14 protein-coding genes and 2 tRNA genes are annotated in these 18373 nt (G+C 60.6%); 14 read left to right on the top strand and 2 right to left on the bottom strand.

From position 1 onward, the window contains the following. Positions 1-30: 30 nt before the first annotated feature. Together DU490_RS03855 and DU490_RS03850 are read left to right on the top strand one after the other, a co-directional pair. Positions 31-106: transfer RNA gene (locus tag DU490_RS03855), tRNA-Ala, on the top strand. Between the two features lie 25 nt (positions 107-131). Next, positions 132-207: transfer RNA gene (locus DU490_RS03850), tRNA-Glu, on the top strand. Positions 208-698: 491 nt separating this feature from the next. Here DU490_RS03850 and DU490_RS03845 read toward each other — a convergent pair. Together DU490_RS03845 and gltA are read right to left on the bottom strand one after the other, a co-directional pair. After that, the gene (locus DU490_RS03845) at positions 699-1589 is read right to left on the bottom strand and encodes an NAD(P)-dependent oxidoreductase (protein WP_181869949.1); all 891 of its coding nucleotides are present in this window, start codon (positions 1587-1589) and stop codon (positions 699-701) included. Between the two features lie 149 nt (positions 1590-1738). Next, a complete protein-coding gene (gltA, locus tag DU490_RS03840; RefSeq protein ID WP_114573022.1) occupies positions 1739-3025 on the bottom strand; it encodes a citrate synthase in 1287 nt (428 codons plus the stop codon). 453 nt (positions 3026-3478) lie between these two features. On the opposite strand from gltA, the gene sdhC reads away from it, so the two are divergent. The 12 genes from sdhC to DU490_RS03780 all read left to right on the top strand — a co-directional run bounded on the left by sdhC (position 3479) and on the right by DU490_RS03780 (position 18372). Then, positions 3479-3856: a succinate dehydrogenase, cytochrome b556 subunit gene (gene sdhC / locus DU490_RS03835; RefSeq protein ID WP_220270448.1), complete on the top strand. Its 378-nt coding sequence runs from the start codon at positions 3479-3481 to the stop codon at positions 3854-3856. Beyond that, entirely contained in the window at positions 3850-4197 is a 348-nt protein-coding gene (gene sdhD, locus DU490_RS03830; RefSeq protein ID WP_114573020.1) for a succinate dehydrogenase, hydrophobic membrane anchor protein, read from the top strand. The genes sdhC and sdhD overlap by 7 nt, the downstream gene beginning before the upstream one ends. Positions 4198-4200: 3 nt before the next feature. Beyond that, positions 4201-5973, top strand: coding sequence for a succinate dehydrogenase flavoprotein subunit (gene sdhA, locus DU490_RS03825; protein ID WP_114573019.1), 1773 nt, complete (start codon positions 4201-4203; stop codon positions 5971-5973). Positions 5974-5985: 12 nt separating this feature from the next. Then, positions 5986-6696 carry a succinate dehydrogenase iron-sulfur subunit gene (locus DU490_RS03820; protein ID WP_114573018.1) on the top strand — a complete coding sequence of 237 codons (711 nt, stop codon included), beginning with the start codon at positions 5986-5988 and terminating at the stop codon, positions 6694-6696. Positions 6697-6948: 252 nt separating this feature from the next. After that, the gene (locus DU490_RS03815; protein WP_114573017.1) at positions 6949-9780 is read left to right on the top strand and encodes a 2-oxoglutarate dehydrogenase E1 component; all 2832 of its coding nucleotides are present in this window, start codon (positions 6949-6951) and stop codon (positions 9778-9780) included. Positions 9781-9822: 42 nt separating this feature from the next. Further along, on the top strand, positions 9823-11394 hold the full coding sequence (gene odhB, locus DU490_RS03810) for a 2-oxoglutarate dehydrogenase complex dihydrolipoyllysine-residue succinyltransferase (RefSeq protein ID WP_114573016.1): 1572 nt from the start codon (positions 9823-9825) through the stop codon (positions 11392-11394). Positions 11395-11444: 50 nt separating this feature from the next. After that, on the top strand, positions 11445-12884 hold the full coding sequence (gene lpdA / locus DU490_RS03805) for a dihydrolipoyl dehydrogenase (RefSeq protein WP_114573015.1): 1440 nt from the start codon (positions 11445-11447) through the stop codon (positions 12882-12884). A 176-nt stretch (positions 12885-13060) separates the two neighbouring features. Then, positions 13061-14227, top strand: coding sequence for an ADP-forming succinate--CoA ligase subunit beta (sucC, locus tag DU490_RS03800; protein ID WP_114573014.1), 1167 nt, complete (start codon positions 13061-13063; stop codon positions 14225-14227). Beyond that, positions 14227-15099, top strand: a complete 873-nt coding sequence (gene sucD / locus DU490_RS03795) for a succinate--CoA ligase subunit alpha (RefSeq protein ID WP_114478684.1) — start codon at positions 14227-14229, stop codon at positions 15097-15099. Before sucC ends, sucD begins: the two co-directional genes overlap by 1 nt. Before the next feature lie 196 nt (positions 15100-15295). Continuing rightward, a complete protein-coding gene (locus tag DU490_RS03790; RefSeq protein WP_114573013.1) occupies positions 15296-16177 on the top strand; it encodes a DUF1989 domain-containing protein in 882 nt (293 codons plus the stop codon). 411 nt (positions 16178-16588) lie between these two features. Beyond that, positions 16589-17005 carry a CopG family transcriptional regulator gene (locus DU490_RS03785; protein WP_114573012.1) on the top strand — a complete coding sequence of 139 codons (417 nt, stop codon included), beginning with the start codon at positions 16589-16591 and terminating at the stop codon, positions 17003-17005. A 23-nt stretch (positions 17006-17028) separates the two neighbouring features. After that, on the top strand, positions 17029-18372 hold the full coding sequence (locus DU490_RS03780; RefSeq protein WP_114573011.1) for a PHB depolymerase family esterase: 1344 nt from the start codon (positions 17029-17031) through the stop codon (positions 18370-18372). Position 18373 lies beyond the last annotated feature (1 nt).

Genomic DNA, 18373 nt, shown 5'->3' with positions numbered 1-18373 from the left:
TACTATACGCCTCGTCTTCACGAGACGTATGGGGCCTTAGCTCAGCTGGGAGAGCGCGACACTGGCAGTGTCGAGGTCAGCGGTTCGATCCCGCTAGGCTCCACCAATCCTTTGCTCGTGTGCGGCGTTGCGTCCCATTCGTCTAGTGGTCCAGGACACCGCCCTTTCACGGCGGGAACAGGGGTTCGAACCCCCTATGGGACGCCACTTCATTCTACAAGTCAGTATTCTGCAGTCGAGATCTCCGAGACGCCTGGTGCGTCTTTTTTGTTGTCCTGCCCCCTTTGGTCGGTGACGGCTTCTGCTTGCGTGTAAAGTGCATTGAAGCGCCGGTTTTTGGCTATTTAGGGCTTGACTTGTCCACTCGTGCAAGTCTGTCGACGTGCACCTGTGTGTAGTTTTCTTATCCCTCCGTATCCCAGATGTTTCTACTAAAAGCCTTTTATTTCAACGTCTTATAATTGGTCAAAAAATGATCAATCTAACGGCAACCCTGTGGTCATGCCGATTCGATGGCGTTTTATGGTGGTTGTGAACAGGGTTATCCACAGAATGTGTGGAAAACGTTCCGAGGCGGAGGAAGACGGCGTTTCGTGCCTGATGAGTGAGTTTTGTCAAGCGCCGGGTTTCAGTTTCTTCATACTTGTAGAGTAGGGCACGGTCTCGGGCGTCACGTCCGGGACCGAGCCCGAGTCGGTTCAGTCGCGCCTGGGTAAGCGCAGGCGACGAAGCAGCGACGAAGTATCCCAGCGGCCGCCTCCCATGACTTGAACATCACCATAGAATTGGTCCACCAGTGCGGTCACCGGCAAGCGAGCTTGAAGCCGGCGGGCCTGCTCCAGGCATATTCCCAGGTCCTTGCGCATCCAGTTCACCGCGAAGCCGTGCTCATACTCATCCTCGATCATGGTCCTGTGGCGATTTTCCATCTGCCAGGACCCGGCCGCCCCCTTGGCGATCACATCGATGACGCGCTGCTGGTCGAGCCCGGCCTGCTCGGCGAAGTGAAGACCTTCGGCAAGGCCTTGCACCAGGCCGGCAATGCAGATCTGGTTGACCATCTTGGTCAGTTGGCCACAGCCGGCAGGCCCCATCAGGCTGACGGCGCGGGCGTAATGGGCGAGGGTGGGCTCGGCCCGGGAGAACTCGCTTTTTTCGCCGCCGCACATGATGGTCAGGGCGCCGTTGATTGCGCCCTGCTGGCCGCCTGATACAGGAGCATCGATAAAGCCGATGCCTTGCTCGTGACAGGCGGCGGCGAGCTCTTCGGCCAGGTCGGATGAGGCGGTGGTATGGTCGATCAGCAGGCTGCCGGCGGCCATGCCCTGCAGGACGCCCTGTGAGCCGGTTGTGACCTGGCGCACGTCATCGTCGTTACCCACGCACACCAGCACCATATCGGCCCCCTGGGCGGCTTCCTGGGCGGTTGAGTGATGGCTGCCGCCATATTCGTCGACCCAGGCTTCAGCCGTGGCGCTGGTCCGATTGTAGACACGCACCGTCAGACCTTGCCTGGCGAGGTGGCCAGCCATGGGATAGCCCATCACGCCCAAGCCGATGAAGGCGACAGTCGAGATAGTATGGCTCATTGATGATTCCTTCTTGATGATGGCGAGGGTGCTAAGAGTGATGAGTTCCAGCTGTATCAGGATCAGCTACGCAAAAGGCCGCCCCGTTGGGCGGCCTTTCGGTACCGAGCGGCCTGGGGCCGCTTCCTGTCGGGTAATGACAGGATAGATTACTTGACCGGATAGTTGCGTTGAGGATGGCCGATATAGAGCTGGCGTGGACGGCCGATCTTGTAGTCTCCGGTGATCATCTCGTGCCAGTGGGAGATCCAGCCAATGGTGCGCGACACGGCAAAGATCACCGTGAACATGTTGGTTGGAATGCCCATTGCCTTGAGGATGATGCCGGAATAGAAGTCAACATTGGGGTAGAGCTTGCGCTCGATGAAGTATTCGTCCTCGAGGGCGATTTGCTCCAGGCGCTTGGCAATCTTGAGCTGTGGGTCATCGGCCATGCCCAACTCGAGCAACACCTCGTCACAGGTCTCCTTCATGACCTTGGCGCGTGGGTCGAAGTTACGATAGACGCGGTGGCCGAAGCCCATCAAACGGAAGGGGTCATCCTTGTCCTTGGCCTTGTCGACGAAGCGCTGGATGTTTTCCTCGGAGTCGTCGCCGATCTCGTCGAGCATGGTCAGTACCGCCTCGTTGGCGCCACCGTGAGCCGGACCCCAGAGCGCAGCGATACCGGCACTGATGCAGGCGAAGGGATTGGCGCCGGTGGAGCCGGCCAGGCGTACCGTGGAAGTGGAGGCGTTCTGCTCGTGGTCGGCGTGGAGCATGAAGATACGATCCATCGCCTTGGCGAACACCGGGTTGATCGTGTACTCCTCGCAAGGGTTGCTGAACATCATGTAGAGGAAGTTCTCTGCATAGTTCAGGTCGTTGCGCGGGTAATTGAATGGTTGGCCGACGTTGTACTTGTAGGACATTGCGGCGATGGTAGGCATCTTGGCGATCAGGCGGACGGCGCTGATCTCACGATCCTCGGCCTTGGTGATGTCCATATGATCATGATAAAAAGCCGCCAGGCCACCGACTACGCCACACAAGATTGACATCGGATGCGCGTCGCGGCGAAATCCCTTGAAGAAATTGTTGATCTGGTCGTGGACCATGGTGTGGTTGCTGATGCGCTTCTCGAAATCAGCGTATTGCGCATCGTCGGGCAGTTCGCCGAACATCAGCAGGTAGCACATCTCGACAAAATTGGATTCCTTGGCCAACTGCTCGATGGGGTAGCCGCGGTGGAGTAGAACGCCTTCGCCACCATCGATATAGGTGATGGCCGACTGGCACGAGGAGGTGGCCATGAAGCCCGGGTCATAGGTGAACAGGCCTTCTGCGCCGAGGCCGCGCACATCGACCACGTCAGGCCCCAGGGTGCCCGAGTAGATCGGCAGGTCGACGGGTTTATCCAGACCGTCTACTGTCAGTGTCGCTTTCCTGTCAGCCATATAGGCCTCCTCTCAAAGTCGAATTGAAGCGTTAAGTCGTTATTTCGCAAACAGTGTTTTCTTATGCTGGGCCGCGAAAAAGGTTCGCCCACTATAGAAGCGTTCCTGGGATTGTCAATCCGCCTTAAGTGATCCCTATATTGTACATAACCATTGTTGTGTATCGTATTCTGTACAACAATTGATGCTATGCATCATGAATGCGGCTCGGGGCGGCTGGTTGGCACGCTGCCATCTCGTCGGGCACAACCCATGAGCTTGAACCATGGTCGAGTTCGGTGGGTGTTCATTTGTCACTAGGGGTTCATATCCCTATAATCCACTGCGCGCGACTGGCAGGTACTCGTTGTCATGCCCGTCCCGGCAACGGCGAGCCCCCTACCTCAAACCACCGCCCGTATTCCTGCCAAGCCAGATCGGCCAGGAGCGAGCCAAGAGAGTGTGTATAGAGCCGTGAATAGCAAACGACCCGTCAACCTCGACCTCACCACGATAGAGTTTCCACTTCCCGCTTTGACGTCGATCGCCCACCGGATCACCGGCGTCATCCTTTTCATCGGTCTGATCTTCGCCTTCTGGGCGCTCGACAAGTCGCTGTCGTCCCCGGCTGGCTTCGTCGCCGTCAGTGACACTCTGGCCAACAATGTCCTGGCGAAACTGGTGGCCTGGGGTCTGCTGTCGGCCTTGGCCTTCCACTTCGTGGCTGGCATCAAGCACATGCTAATGGATGCCGATTTCGGAGTGACCCTGGAGGGGGGCATCAAGAAGGCACAGATCACCGTAGTGGTGAGTGCCGTTCTGATCATTCTGGCGGGAGTCTGGGTATGGTAACCAATATCACCAATCTGGGCCGCAGTGGCCTGTCCGACTGGCTTATCCAGCGTGTGTCGGCGGTCATCCTGGCGCTTTATACACTGTTCATCGTCGGCTACCTGCTGTTCAACCCAGGACTCGACTACTACACCTGGAGCGGCTTGTTCGCCCAGGCTTGGATGCGCATCTTTTCACTGCTGGCCTTTATCTCTCTTGCCGCTCACGCCTGGGTCGGCCTGTGGACAGTGACCACCGATTACATGAAGTCGACGGGAGCCCGTGTCGGCACCCAGCTCGTCATCATCCTGGCCATCTTCGTGTTCCTGGTCTGGGGCATTCTAGTTCTGTGGGGAGCCTGATTCATGTCAACCATGCGTAGTCTGACATTTGACGCCATTATCATCGGCGGCGGCGGCGCCGGCATGCGGGCCGCCCTCGAGCTGGCCAAGTCCGGCAAGAAAACAGCCGTGCTGTCCAAGGTCTTCCCGACCCGTTCACATACTGTTTCCGCCCAGGGTGGCATCACCTGTGCTATCGCTTCTGCCGACCCCAACGATGATTGGCGTTGGCACATGTACGACACGGTCAAGGGCGGTGATTACATCACCGACCAGGACGCCGCCGAGTACATGTGCTCCGAGGGCCCCAAGGCGGTCTTCGAGCTCGAGCACATGGGTCTGCCGTTTTCACGCTTCGAGAATGGTCGAATCTATCAGCGCCCATTTGGTGGCCAGTCCAAGAATTTCGGCGAGGGTGGCCAGGCGGCGCGCACCTGTGCTGCGGCCGACCGTACCGGCCACGCCCTGCTGCACACCTTGTATCAGAATAACCTGAAGAACAACACCACCTTCCTAAACGAGTGGTTTGCCGTCGACCTGGTCAAGAATGCCGATGGCGACGTGGTGGGCTGTATCGCCATGTGCATCGAGACCGGCGAAGTGGTGCACGTCAAGTCCAAGGCCACTGTGTTGGCCACCGGCGGCGCTGGGCGTATCTACGCCTCCACCACCAACGCCCTGATCAATACCGGCGATGGCATCGGCATGGCGCTGCGTGCCGGCTTCCCCATGCAGGACATGGAGATGTGGCAGTTCCACCCCACCGGCATCTATGGCGCCGGGGTGCTGGTCACCGAAGGCTGCCGCGGCGAGGGTGGCTACCTGGTCAACAAGGATGGTGAGCGCTTCATGGAGCGCTATGCACCCAACGCCAAGGACCTGGCCGGTCGTGACGTGGTAGCCCGCTCCATGGTCATGGAGATACTCGAGGGCCGTGGCTGCGGCGAGAATGGCGATCACGTCTATCTCAAGCTGGACCACCTCGGCGAAGAGGTACTCAACAAGCGCCTGCCAGGCATCAGCGAACTCTCCAAGATCTTCGCCCATGCCGATCCGACCAAGGCGCCGATTCCGGTGGTGCCGACCTGCCACTACATGATGGGTGGCATACCCACCAACGTTCACGGTCAGGCAATCATGCAGGATGCCGACGGCAACGACCAGATCGTGGGCGGTCTGTTCGCCTGCGGCGAGGCGGCCTGCGTCTCGGTACACGGCGCCAACCGCCTGGGTGGCAACTCGCTGCTCGACCTGGTGGTGTTCGGCCGTGCTGCCGGCATGTTCATCGAGAGCGCGCTCAATGAAGGTATCGAGTATCTCGACGCCAGCGAGTCCGACATCGAAAGCGCCATGAAGCGCATCAACCGCTGGAATGAGTCCAGTGGCGGCGAGTCGGTTGCCGACCTCAAGGTCGAGCTGCAGAGCATCATGCAGAATGCCTTCGGCGTGTTCCGCCAGGAAGACAACATGCAAGAGGGCGTCAAGAAGCTCGCCGAGCTGCGCGGTCGCATCGCCGAAGCGCACCTGGTCGACAAGTCCGGCGCTTTCAACACGGCGCGTATAGAGGCCCTGGAGCTGGACAACCTGATGGAAGTAGCGGAAGCCACCGCCATTGCCGCACTGGAGCGCAAGGAGAGCCGTGGTGCGCACTCTCGCTACGACTATCCGGATCGCGACGATGTCAACTGGCTGAAGCACTCCATGTACTTCCCGCTTGAAAAGAAGGTGGGCAAGCGCGACGTCAACTTCAAGCCGAAGACCCTTGACACCTTCGAGCCCAAAATCCGCACCTATTAAGGGGGAGTCACGATGTCCATGCTTCAGGTATCCATTTACCGCTACAATCCGGAAACCGACTCCGCACCCTACATGCAGGAGTATCGGGTGGACACCCAGGGTCGCGACCTGATGGTCTTGAATATTCTCGAGATGCTCAAGGCCGAAGACACCACCCTGGCCTATCGCCGTAGCTGCCGCGAAGGCGTGTGTGGCTCCGACGGTATGAACATGAACGGCAAGAACGGCCTGGCCTGCATCACCTCGCTTTCCGATGTGGTCAAGAACAACAAGCTGGTGCTGCGGCCGCTGCCCGGCCTGCCCGTGGTGCGCGACCTGGCGGTCGACATGGGGTTGTTCTACAAGCAGTACGAGCGTATCCAGCCGTACCTGCAAAACGACGAGCCGGCGCCCGCCATCGAGCGCCTGCAGTCGCCGGAAGAGCGCGACAAGCTGGACGGGCTCTACGAGTGCATCCTGTGTGCCTGCTGCTCGACCTCCTGCCCATCGTTCTGGTGGAATCCGGACAAGTTCGTCGGCCCGGCCGGCCTGCTGCAGTCCTATCGTTTCCTGGCCGATTCGCGGGACACCGCCACCCAGGCGCGCCTCACCGACCTGCAGGATCCGTTCAGCGTATTCCGTTGCCGCGGCATCATGAACTGTGTCGCCGTGTGCCCCAAGGGGCTCAACCCGACACGTGCCATCGGCAAGATCCGTGACATGCTGCTCGCGAATGCCACTTAAAACGTGGCCAAGGGCTTGCTATCATGGCAGCCGGAATCAGCCCGCGGCGAGTTGCCGCGGTCGTTTCCCGTGCAGCAGGACAAGAGCCGGTGCCATAGGCGCCGGCTCTTGACCATGAAATTCAAGGATTCCGGCCTGGCGGCCGGAAGTGCCGGGTAAGGAAGACGCCCTTCCGGCAGGGCACCAGCCAAGCCGTCGCGGCTGGCCCGTGACGGCGCCGACAACACCCCATCAGTGTAGGGTGACCGAGAGATGCAACAAGGCATAATGGAGTTGATGTGGAACAGCTCCCACGTGAGCGGCAGCAACGTTCACTATGTGGAAGCGCTCTACGAGCAATACCTCGCCGACCCAGGTTCCGTCCCCGAAGAGTGGCGAACCTACTTCGATCAGCTGCCCACTGCGGAAGGCGGCGCTACCTACGATGTCCCGCTCAGTCCCATCCGCGATCAGTTCGAGCAGCTGGGGCGTGCGCGCCGAACGGCAGCGGTCGCCGCCGCCGACAGTGACGAAGGCAAGAAGCAGGTCAAGGTCCTTCAACTGATCAACGCCTACCGCTTCCGGGGACACCAGAAGGCCGATATCGACCCGCTTGACCTGCGAAGCCCAGTACCGGTTCCCGACCTGGACCTCTCCTTTCATCAGCTCTCCAAGGCCGATCTGGATACCGAGTTCCAGACCGGCTCCTTCTTTCTGGGAATCGACAAGGCACCGCTGCGCGAAATTGTCGAGGCGCTGGAGCAGACCTACTGTCGCTCCATCGGCTGCGAGGTCATGCATATCGTCGATACCGAGGAGAAGCGCTGGCTTCAACAGCGATTCGAATCGGTGCGTTCGTCACCCAAGTACAGCGACGAGGTACGCAAGCATCTGCTGGAACGGCTCACCGCTGCCGAGGGGCTGGAGAACTACTTGGCGTCGAAGTACCCAGGCACCAAGCGCTTTGGCCTGGAAGGTGGCGAAGCCTTCATTCCGATGATGGACGAGCTGATCCAGCGGGGCGGTGGCTATGGTGTCAAGGAAGTGGTCATCGGCATGGCCCACCGGGGACGGCTCAACCTGCTGGTCAATATACTTGGCAAGAATCCGTCCGAGCTGATTGACGAGTTCGACGGCAAGAAGATCATCGAGCGTGGCTCCGGTGACGTCAAGTACCACCAGGGCTTCAGCTCCAACGTGATGACACCTGGTGGCGAAGTCCACCTGGCGCTGGCCTTCAATCCCTCCCACCTGGAGATCGTGTCTCCTGTGGTCGAAGGCTCGGTGCGGGCGCGCCAGGATCGTCGTGACGACCTGGAAGGCACCAAGGTGCTGCCGATCAACATCCATGGCGATGCGGCCTTCGCCGGCCAAGGCGTGGTCATGGAGACGTTCCAGATGTCCCAGACCCGTGCCTACAAGACCGGCGGGACGATTCATATCGTCATCAACAACCAAGTCGGTTTCACCACCTCGCATCCGCAGGACACGCGCTCCACCGAGTACTGCACCGACATTGCCAAGATGGTCCAGGCACCGATCTTCCACGTCAATGGCGACGACCCGGATGCCGTGCTGCATGCGACACAGGTGGCACTGGATTACCGACAGCAGTTCAAGAAGGACGTGGTCATCGACTTGGTCTGCTATCGCCGCCGCGGTCACAACGAGGCCGACGAGCCCTCCGGCACCCAGCCGATGATGTATCGCAAGATCAAGGAGCATCCTTCGTCGCGGATCCTCTATGCCCAGCGCCTGGTGGAGCAGGGCGTGCTCTCCGAGGATGACGCCAAGGCGATGATCGAGACCTATCGCGAGGATCTGATGGCCGGTAACCATGTGGCCAACGCCCTGGTACAGCAGCCCAACACCTCGCTGTTCGTCGACTGGCAGCCTTACCTGGGTCATGAGTGGAGCGGTCATGCCGACACCGGTGTCGAGATGAAGCGCCTCCAGCGCCTGGCTGCCAGGATGTGCGAGATACCCGACGGCGTCGAGGTGCAGCGTCAGGTGGCCAAGATCTACGAGGACCGCCGGAAGATGCAGGCCGGTGGGCTGGGTCTCAACTGGGGCTTCGCTGAGACCCTGGCCTACGCCACGCTGCTCGATGAAGGACACGCGGTACGTATTACCGGCCAGGATGTGGGTCGCGGCACCTTCTCGCACCGCCACGCAGTAGTGCATAACCAGAAGGACGGCAGCGTGCATGTGCCGCTGCAGCACATGTCCGATGTCCAGCCGCGCTTCACTATCCATGACTCCTTCCTCTCCGAAGAGGCAGTGCTGGCGTTCGAGTATGGCTATGCAACGACGGCGCCCAACGACCTGGTCATCTGGGAAGCGCAGTTCGGCGATTTTTTCAATGGCGCCCAGGTGGTGGTCGATCAGTTCATCTCCTCCGGCGAAACCAAGTGGGGGCGCCTGTGTGGCTTGACCATGTTGCTGCCCCATGGCTATGAGGGGCAGGGGCCGGAACACTCATCCGCGCGACTCGAACGCTTCCTGCAGATGTGTGCCGAGCACAACATGCAGGTCTGCGTTCCGACTACGCCGGCGCAGATCTTCCATCTGCTGCGCCGTCAGGTAATCCGCAAGCTGAGAAAGCCGCTGGTGGTGATGACCCCCAAGAGCCTGCTGCGCCACAAGGAAGCCACATCAAGCCTGGATGATCTGGCCAACGGCCACTTTCATATGGTGCTGCCCGATCAGGGCAACCTCGATGCCGAACAGGTCAAGCGCGTCATCATGTGCGCGGGCAAGGTCTACTACGACCTGGCGGCTTGGCGTGAAGAGAACCAGCGTGACGATACGGCGGTCCTGCGTATCGAGCAGCTCTATCCCTTCCCCAAGGAGGAGCTTTTCGAGGCGCTCAAGGATTATGTCAATCTCGAGTCGGTAGTGTGGTGTCAGGAAGAGCCGCTCAACCAGGGAGCCTGGTACTCGAGTCAGCATCATATGCGGGCCGTGGCTGACATGCTCAAGAATGGCCTGGGCGGCGAGCTCATGTTCGCTGGTCGCCCCGCATCGGCGGCACCCGCCGCGGGCTACATGTCCGTGCACACAGAACAGCAGCGCCAGTTGGTGGAAGACGCTTTTAACCTCTAAGCGACGCCACCGGGACGAGAGAGAACATACAAGGGAAACGACATGGCTACCGAGATCAAAGCGCCCACCTTTCCGGAATCCGTTGCCGAAGGCAGCGTGGCTGCCTGGCACAAGAAGCAGGGGGATAGCGTCGAGCGCGATGAACTGATCGTCGAGATAGAAACGGACAAGGTGGTGCTCGAGGTCCTGGCACCCGAGGCCGGCACGTTAAGCGAAGTAATGGCCGAAGAGGGCGATACCGTCCAGTCCGAGCAAGTGCTTGGCAGGATCGGTGAAGGCAAGGCCTCGGGCGGAGAAAATAAGGGCGGCAACAAGAGCGAGAAGAAAGCCGACGCCAAGGCCGACCAGAAAGCAGCCACCAATAGCGATGCCAAGGCGGAAAAGTCGACCGGTGGTGGCAAGCAGCACCAAGTGAAGGCACCCACCTTCCCCGAGTCGATTCAGGAAGGTACCGTGGCCACCTGGCACAAGCAGGTCGGTGAGGCGGTCAAGCGCGATGACGTGCTGGCTGATATCGAGACCGACAAGGTGGTGCTCGAGGTCGTGGCACCAGCCGATGGCGCGCTCGCCGAAATCAAGGCCGAAGAAGGAAGCCAGGTCGAGTCGCAGGCGGTGCTGGCAATCTTCGCCGAAGGTGCGGGCAGTGCCGCTACGGCGGCTGACAAGACGCCGGCAGCTTCCTCCGATGACGGTGCCGGCGATGAGAAGGTGGGCGACAAGATACTCGCCCCGGCGGCTCGCAAGATGGTCGCCGAACATGATCTCGACGTCAGCAAGATCGACGGCACCGGCAAAGGCGGCCGCATCCTCAAAGAGGACGTCCAGAAGGCCGTCAATGAGGGCTCCGCCAAGAAGGCTGCCAAGCCGGCCAGTGCGCCTAAGCAGGCCGCCACCACGCCGGTCGTTGAAGGCGAGCGCCCCGAGAGGCGGGTTCCGATGAGTCGCCTGCGCAAAACCATCGCCAAGCGCCTGGTCGAGGCACAGCAAACTGCCGCCATGCTGACCACCTACAATGAGGTGGACATGGGCGCGATCATGGACTTGCGAGCCCAGTACAAGGACACCTTCGTAAAGACCCACGACGTCAAGCTGGGATTCATGGGCTTCTTCGTCAAGGCGGCTTCCGAGGCGCTCAAGCGCTTCCCGGACGTCAACGCCTCCATCGATGGCAGCGATATCGTCTATCACGGCTATCAGGATATCGGCGTGGCGGTTTCCACTGATCGTGGCTTGGTGGTGCCGGTGCTGCGCGACACCGACAGCATGAAGATCGCTGATGTCGAGAAGGGCATTGTCGACTTCGGCAAGCGGGCGCGTGACGGTAAGCTTGGTATCGACGAAATGCAGGGTGGCACCTTCACCATCACCAACGGAGGCATCTTCGGTTCACTGATGTCGACGCCGATCATCAACCCGCCACAGACCGCCATCCTCGGCATGCACAAGATTCAGGAACGCCCCATGGCGGTAAATGGCAAGGTTGAAATCCGACCGATGATGTATCTGGCAGTCTCCTATGATCACCGCATGATCGATGGCAAGGACGCGGTACAGTTCCTGGTCACCATCAAGGAGCTGCTGGAAGATCCGGCCCGCCTGCTGCTGGATGTCTGAGCGACGCCCGACTCAACGGACTCAAACGCGAACCGATCAAGGAAAACCACATGGCCGATAAATTTGATGTGATCGTCATCGGCGCGGGCCCCGGGGGCTACGTGGCCGCCATCCGTGCCGCCCAGTTGGGGCTGAAGACAGCCTGCGTCGAGAAGTGGATCGGCAAGGAAGGCAAGGTTGTCTTCGGCGGTACCTGCCTCAACGTGGGCTGCATTCCCTCCAAGGCGCTGCTCGAGGCTTCCCACAAGTTCGTCGAGGCCAAGCACGACTTCGCCGACATGGGCATCCAGGCCGGTGACGTCAGCATGGACGTCAAGAAGATGATGGCACGGAAGGACACGATCGTTAAAAACCTCACCGGCGGAATCGCCGGGCTGTTCAAGGCCAATGGCGTGACCGGCATTGAAGGCACCGGCAAGGTAGTCGGCGCGAAGCAGGTTGAGGTCACCGATCAGGATGGCAAGACTGCCACCTACGAGGCCGACAATATCGTCATCGCCGCCGGCTCTGTGCCCGTCGAGATTCCGCCGACCCCGCTGACCGAGGGTCTGATCGTCGACTCAACCGGTGCACTGGAATTCCAGGAGGCGCCGAAGCGTCTGGGGGTGATCGGTGCCGGCGTTATCGGCTTGGAGCTAGGTAGCGTTTGGAGTCGCCTGGGCAGTGAAGTCACGGTGCTCGAAGCCATGGAGAGTTTCCTGCCGATGGTGGATACCGCCATCGCCAAGGAGACTCAAAAGCTGCTCAAGAAGCAGGGCCTGGACATCAAGCTGGGTGCCAGGGTCACCGGCTCCGAGGTGAAGGGTGAGGAAGTCGTCGTGCACTACAGCGATGCCGGCGGCGACCAGGAGATGACCTTTGACAAGCTGATCGTCTGTGTCGGTCGTCGCCCCTATACCCAAGGCGTGGTGGCGGATGGCATTGGCGTTGGCCTGGACGAGCGTGGTTTCATCCACGTGGACGACCAGTGCCGTACCAGCGTACCGGGCGTCTATGCCATCGGCGACTGCGTTCGTGGGCAGATGCTGGCTCACAAGGCCTCAGAAGAGGGCATCATGGTTGCCGACATCATTGCCGGTCACAAGGCTGAGATGAACTATGACGCCATCCCCTGTGTCATCTACACCTTCCCTGAGGTGGCTTGGGTCGGCTTGACTGAGCAGGAAGCCAAGGCCAAGGGCATCGAGGTCAAGACCGGCTCCTTCCCATTCGCCGCCAGCGGTCGAGCCATGGCCAATAACGCAACGGAAGGTCAGGCCAAGATCATCGCCGACGCCGAGACCGATCGGATTCTGGGCATGCATATCGTTGGTCAGCATGCGGGCGAGATGATCGCCCAGGGCGTGATCGCTCTGGAGTTTGGCTCCAGCGCCGAGGATCTGGCGCTGACCTGCTATGCCCACCCGACCATGTCGGAAGCCGTGCACGAAGCCGCTCTGGCGGTGGAAGGGCATGCTATCCACATGGCCAACCGCAAGAAGCGCAAGTAAGCCAGTTAGCGCAGCTCAATAACTACGCGAATTAGGCAACAACAAGCGTCGCCCATTCGGGTGGCGCGTCGTACCCGGCCATGTATCGGGTGCGAACGGGGTAACCCGGGATAGACCGCATTTGGCGGTATTTCGTGGTTACCGTTCGAGTCACATGCAACCAATGGCATGAATCGATGAACCTTCACGAATATCAAGGCAAGCAGCTGTTTGCCGACTATGGCCTGCCGGTGTCCAAGGGCTTCGCAGTCGACACACCCGAAGAAGCTGCGGAAGCGTGCAAGAAGATCGGCGGCGAGATGTGGGTCGTCAAGGCCCAGGTCCACGCAGGTGGCCGCGGCAAGGCTGGCGGCGTCAAGCTGATCAAGAGCCCGGAGGAGGCCAAGGCCTTCGCCGAAAAATGGCTGGGCAAGAACCTGGTAACCTTCCAGACCGACGAGAAGGGTCAGCCGGTCGCCAAGATTCTGGTTGAGACCTGCACCGATATCGCCGATGAGCTCTATCTGGGTGCGGTTGTCGACCGTACTACCCGCCGGGTGGTCTTCATGGCCTCTACCGAAGGCGGTGTAGAGATCGAGAAAGTGGCAGAAGAAACGCCCGAGAAGATTCTCAAAGTCGAGATCGATCCGCTGGTCGGCGCACAGCCTTACCAGGCCCGTGAGTTGGCTTTTGCGCTGGGCCTGAAGGGCGACCAGACCAAGCAGTTCACCAAGATCTTCCTGGGCCTCTCACGCCTGTTCCATGAAAAGGATCTGGCACTGCTCGAGATCAACCCGCTGGTGATCACCGACGAAGGCAACCTGCACTGTCTGGACGCCAAGCTCGGCCTGGACAGCAACGCGCTGTACCGTCATCCGGACCTTCAGGCCATGCGCGACCCGTCTCAGGAAGACGAGCGCGAAGCCGAGGCCGCCGCCTGGGACCTCAACTACGTGGCTTTGGAAGGCAATATCGGTTGCATGGTCAACGGCGCTGGTCTGGCCATGGGCACCATGGACATCATCAAGCTCAACGGCGGCCAGCCAGCGAACTTCCTCGATGTGGGCGGCGGTGCGACCAAGGAGCGTGTGGCGGAAGCCTTCAAGCTCATCCTCTCCGACGATTCGGTGAAGGCCGTGCTGGTCAACATCTTCGGCGGCATCGTGCGCTGCGACATGATCGCCGAGGGCATCATCGGTGCCGTCGAGCAGGTTGGTGTCAACGTGCCGGTGGTGGTGCGCCTGGAAGGTAACAACGCCGAGCTGGGTGCCGAGAAACTGGCCTCCAGCGGTCTGAATATCATCGCTGCAACCAGCCTGACTGACGCGGCACAGCAGGTCGTCAACGCGGCGGGGGGAAAGTAATGAGCATCCTGATCGACAAGAACACCAAGGTCATCTGCCAAGGCTTCACCGGTGGCCAGGGGACCTTCCACTCCGAGCAGGCGCTTGCTTACGGTACCCAGATGGTCGGTGGCGTGACGCCGGGCAAGGGCGGCCAGGAGCACCTCGGTCTGCCGGTGTTCAATACCGTCAAGGAAGCGGTCGAGAAGACCGGCGCCGAGGCCAGCGTGATCTACGTGCCGGCCCCGTTCTGCAAGGACTCGATCCTGGAAGCCGCCAATGCCGGCATCAAGCTGATCGTCTGCATCACCGAGGGCATCCCGACGCTGGACATGCTCGACGTCAAGGTGAAATGCGACGAACTGGGCGTGCGGCTGATCGGCCCCAACTGCCCCGGCGTGATTACCCCGGGCGAGTGCAAGATCGGCATCATGCCGGGTCATATCCACCAGCCTGGCCGCGTCGGTATCGTATCGCGCTCCGGTACCCTGACCTATGAAGCCGTCAAGCAGACCACCGATCACGGCTTCGGCCAGTCCACCTGCGTGGGCATCGGCGGCGACCCGATTCCAGGCTCCAACTTCATCGACATCCTCGAGTTGTTCGAGAAGGACCCGAAGACCGAAGCCATCGTGATGATCGGCGAGATCGGCGGCACCGCCGAGGAAGAGGCGGCCGCCTACATCAAGGCCAACGTCTCCAAGCCGGTGGTTTCCTACATTGCCGGTGTCACCGCACCTCCGGGCAAGCGTATGGGGCATGCCGGCGCGATCATCTCCGGTGGCAAGGGCACTGCGGACGAGAAGTTTGCCGCCCTGGAAGATGCCGGTGTGCGCACCGTGCGCTCTCTGGCCGAGATCGGCGACGCGCTGAAGGAAGTGACCGGCTGGTAATAGCGGTCAAGGTTCGATGCATTCTCAAGCGGGGCGCCTTCGGGCGCCCTGCTTGCGTTTGGTCAGCAGTCTGATGGCGAAAATGCTCCTGGGAGGCTGGGCGGCCTGCATTGAGGAGGTGTTCGTGCAAAGGGCGGGCTATCCGTTATGCTCTGTTACAGTCGACTGCCCGACACTGCATCACGAGGAGGCCCGCATGGCCAAGGTTCCCGCCGCCTACCAGGCGACCCGCGGCTCGATTCTCGACGTTGATCATGGCTTCTATGCCCGCCTGACCGATCCCGTTGGCCGCAAGCAAATCGAGAAGCTGACCGTGCCGATTCGCGATGGCCTGGCGTGGAAGGTGCCGGCGGGACACGTGATACGGCTGTCTACCATGGAGGGGCCCCAGGTCGGCGATTTTAACCTCTGGAGCCTGCACAACCCCCGCGAGCGATTCTGGGCCTCGCGTACCCGACAACTACAACGTGCCCATGTTTCCACCTTCGACCGCCTCTGGTCGACGCTGCCCTACCTGCGTCCCATGGCGACCATCATCGACGACACTTTGGCCGGTTATGGTGTCGATGGCAGTGGCGTGGATGAGGAGGGTGGGCGTATCCATGACCTGCTGGGCACCCGCTGCGACCCGTATGTCAACCGGTTGCTTACTGGCGAAGACTTCGACCATCACTGCCATTCCAACCTGGTACGTGCCGTGGCGCCGTTTGGCCTGACCGAGTTCGACGTCCACGACGTGCTCAACGTCTTCCAGTGCACCGGGCTCAACGACGATGACCAGTACTTCATGAAGGCGTGTCCGGCGCAGGAGGGTGATTATCTCGAGTTGTTCGCCGAGATCGATCTGTTGTGCGCGCTCTCCTGTTGCCCAGGCGGCGACCTGTCGGTGGACTTGTGGGGCCCGAGCGCGCGTGATCCGCTGGCAACCTGCCACCCCATTGGCGTGGAGGTGTTCCGCCTCGATCCGGCCCTTCTCGAGGGCTGGCAGTCGCCGTTACCTTCCCCCTATGCCGGCGGGCATGGCCTGCGCGGCCCGGTCGTCGACTGGGCAGAGGAGAAACGTCAGCGCGGCTTCTGAGTCATACCCGTTTGCTCAACATGGCCCGCTATCACGCGGGTCCTTTTTTGGTTCTTCACACTTTGGCGTGAATCTGCTCTGCACAGACTGCATTGTGGAAGGACGCCTCGGCGATAGCGACGCAGGCGCTCCTTGTTGGAGCGCTCGGTTCGGCGCCCCGGCTCTGCATCGCGACTGGCGCCGTCAGGCGCCTTGGCGGAGGCCACAGCGTTGGCGATGGTCGCCGGCACTGGCAACCCCGCCGGGAGGCCTGCGGCCTATTCACGCCAGTCTGCGTAGAACCCTTTTTTTTACCTGCACGTTGACTATTCACTTGATAAGCCTATTATACCATCCATATGGATGGTATCTGGATTCCGCTGGGATGCTTCGATAGAGTGCTCTGTCCTTTTGACTAACGAGGTAAAGCGTATGAGCGTGCATGAACTGCGCCGCAAGACCGGCGACTCCAGTGAGAAGATCACCATCAACCTCGGGGTTATCGACCTGGGGCAGATCGATCTGCTGGTCCAGGAGGGGTTCTATTCCAATCGTACGGACCTGATCCGCACGGCCATCCGCAACCAGTTGGCGACTCATGCCGAGGTGGTCAAGGAAACCGTGACGCGCAAGGCCTTTGTGCTGGGGCTCGAGCATTACAGCCGCACGGATCTGGAAGCGCTGCAGTCGGCGGGAGAGACGTTGCAGATTCAGGTTCTGGGAATGGCCAGCATTGCCGAGGACGTATCACCGGAGCTTGCCCGCGCCACCATCGAATCGGTGGTCGTCCTGGGCGCTCTGCATGCCAGCAAGGCGGTCAAGGATGCCCTGGCGGATCGAATCCACTGAATGACTGAATAGGTGCATTGACGATGATCGACGCAACGATGACGCAACGAATGGAAGAAGCGACGCGGCTCACCCGTGCCGGGAAGCTACATGAGGCCATGGCCATCCTCCAGGGCGCCATGCCGAGCGGGAAGTGCAGGAAGAGAGGCGAGGACGTGCCGGTTAAGTCCTACTCCGCGGGAAATACCTTCGAGGGCACCTGCCAAGTCATGGATGAGGAGTCACCGGCGTCGAGGCCAGCATCTGCTGAGTCGGCATCGCACCGGGCAGACGAATCGTCAGCGGAAGCGGCGGCATCCTCGGCGTTTGAATATAACCGTCAGGCAACCTCTGGGAAAATTTCGGGCGGTGATATCGCGCTGCCTTCTGCATGGCGCGACAAATGGCGCCAGTTGCGTGACTCCATGGCCCAGCCCGAGCAGACGCGGGGCACCAACGAGGCAGTACAGCCTGGTGCGTTTACCGCTGGTTGCTTTACCAATCATTCCGGCACGCGCGATTACAAGCTGTATCTACCCAGCGGCTATCACGGCCAGGCACTACCGCTGGTGGTCATGCTGCATGGTTGCACGCAGAATCCCGATGACTTTGCGGCCGGGACCAGCATGAACCGGCTCGCTGAAGAGCAACAGTTTTGTGTTCTCTACCCGGCCCAACCGATGACTGCCAACAGTTCGAAGTGCTGGAACTGGTTCAAGGCCGAAGACCAGCAGCGCGAGAGGGGTGAGCCGTCGATCCTTGCAGGCATGACCCGCCGGGTAATCGATACGTATGAGCTCGATGCAAGCCGGGTTTATGTTGCAGGGCTGTCGGCCGGTGGCGCCATGGCAACAACGCTGGCGATGACCTATCCGGACCTCTATGCGGCGGTGGGCGTGCACTCCGGGCTGCCTCACGGCGTGGCCCAGAGTCTCCCTGATGCATTGGGGGCTATGCAGGGAGGCACAGGTCCCCTGGCTTCGTCGGCGCGTGTGTCTTCGTGGGAGTCGCGAGTGCCCGCCGTGGTATTCCACGGTGATCGCGACACCACGGTGCATCCCAGCAATGCGGATCGCGTTATCGCTCAGTATGCCGCCTCGCGTGAAGCTGGCGACTCGGCAAATGGCCGCGAGGGCAGTGTCGGTAAAACGGTGGAGCGGGGACAGGTCCCCAATGGCTACGCCTATACGCGGACCAGCCATCAGAATGCGAATGGGCGGACGCACCTTGAGCAGTGGGTGATCCACGGTGCCGGCCATGCCTGGTCAGGAGGCGATGCTCGCGGCTCCTACACCGATCCCAAGGGACCCGATGCGGCCAAGGAGATGCTGCGCTTCTTCCATTCGCATGCCAATAGCGCGTATCAGGCTGGCCGCATCGCGCCCTGAG

This window comes from Halomonas sp. DQ26W, assembly GCF_003339685.1.
In the GTDB taxonomy this organism is placed as follows: Bacteria; Pseudomonadota; Gammaproteobacteria; order Pseudomonadales; family Halomonadaceae; genus Halomonas.
Note: the sequence above shows the minus strand (reverse complement) of the source record. Positions and strands in the feature narration are given on the sequence as shown.

What these genes read in the sequence shown, in the direction of transcription:
- DU490_RS03845 (WP_181869949.1), bottom strand. Translation starts at nt 1,589, where the DNA reads ATGAGCCATACTATCTCGACTGTCGCCTTCATCGGCTTGGGCGTGATG.
- gltA (WP_114573022.1), bottom strand. Translation starts at nt 3,025, where the DNA reads ATGGCTGACAGGAAAGCGACACTGACAGTAGACGGTCTGGATAAACCC.
- sdhD (WP_114573020.1), top strand. Translation starts at nt 3,850, where the DNA reads ATGGTAACCAATATCACCAATCTGGGCCGCAGTGGCCTGTCCGACTGG.
- sdhA (WP_114573019.1), top strand. Translation starts at nt 4,201, where the DNA reads ATGTCAACCATGCGTAGTCTGACATTTGACGCCATTATCATCGGCGGC.
- DU490_RS03820 (WP_114573018.1), top strand. Translation starts at nt 5,986, where the DNA reads ATGTCCATGCTTCAGGTATCCATTTACCGCTACAATCCGGAAACCGAC.
- DU490_RS03815 (WP_114573017.1), top strand. Translation starts at nt 6,949, where the DNA reads ATGCAACAAGGCATAATGGAGTTGATGTGGAACAGCTCCCACGTGAGC.
- odhB (WP_114573016.1), top strand. Translation starts at nt 9,823, where the DNA reads ATGGCTACCGAGATCAAAGCGCCCACCTTTCCGGAATCCGTTGCCGAA.
- lpdA (WP_114573015.1), top strand. Translation starts at nt 11,445, where the DNA reads ATGGCCGATAAATTTGATGTGATCGTCATCGGCGCGGGCCCCGGGGGC.
- sucC (WP_114573014.1), top strand. Translation starts at nt 13,061, where the DNA reads ATGAACCTTCACGAATATCAAGGCAAGCAGCTGTTTGCCGACTATGGC.
- sucD (WP_114478684.1), top strand. Translation starts at nt 14,227, where the DNA reads ATGAGCATCCTGATCGACAAGAACACCAAGGTCATCTGCCAAGGCTTC.
- DU490_RS03790 (WP_114573013.1), top strand. Translation starts at nt 15,296, where the DNA reads ATGGCCAAGGTTCCCGCCGCCTACCAGGCGACCCGCGGCTCGATTCTC.
- DU490_RS03785 (WP_114573012.1), top strand. Translation starts at nt 16,589, where the DNA reads ATGAGCGTGCATGAACTGCGCCGCAAGACCGGCGACTCCAGTGAGAAG.
- DU490_RS03780 (WP_114573011.1), top strand. Translation starts at nt 17,029, where the DNA reads ATGATCGACGCAACGATGACGCAACGAATGGAAGAAGCGACGCGGCTC.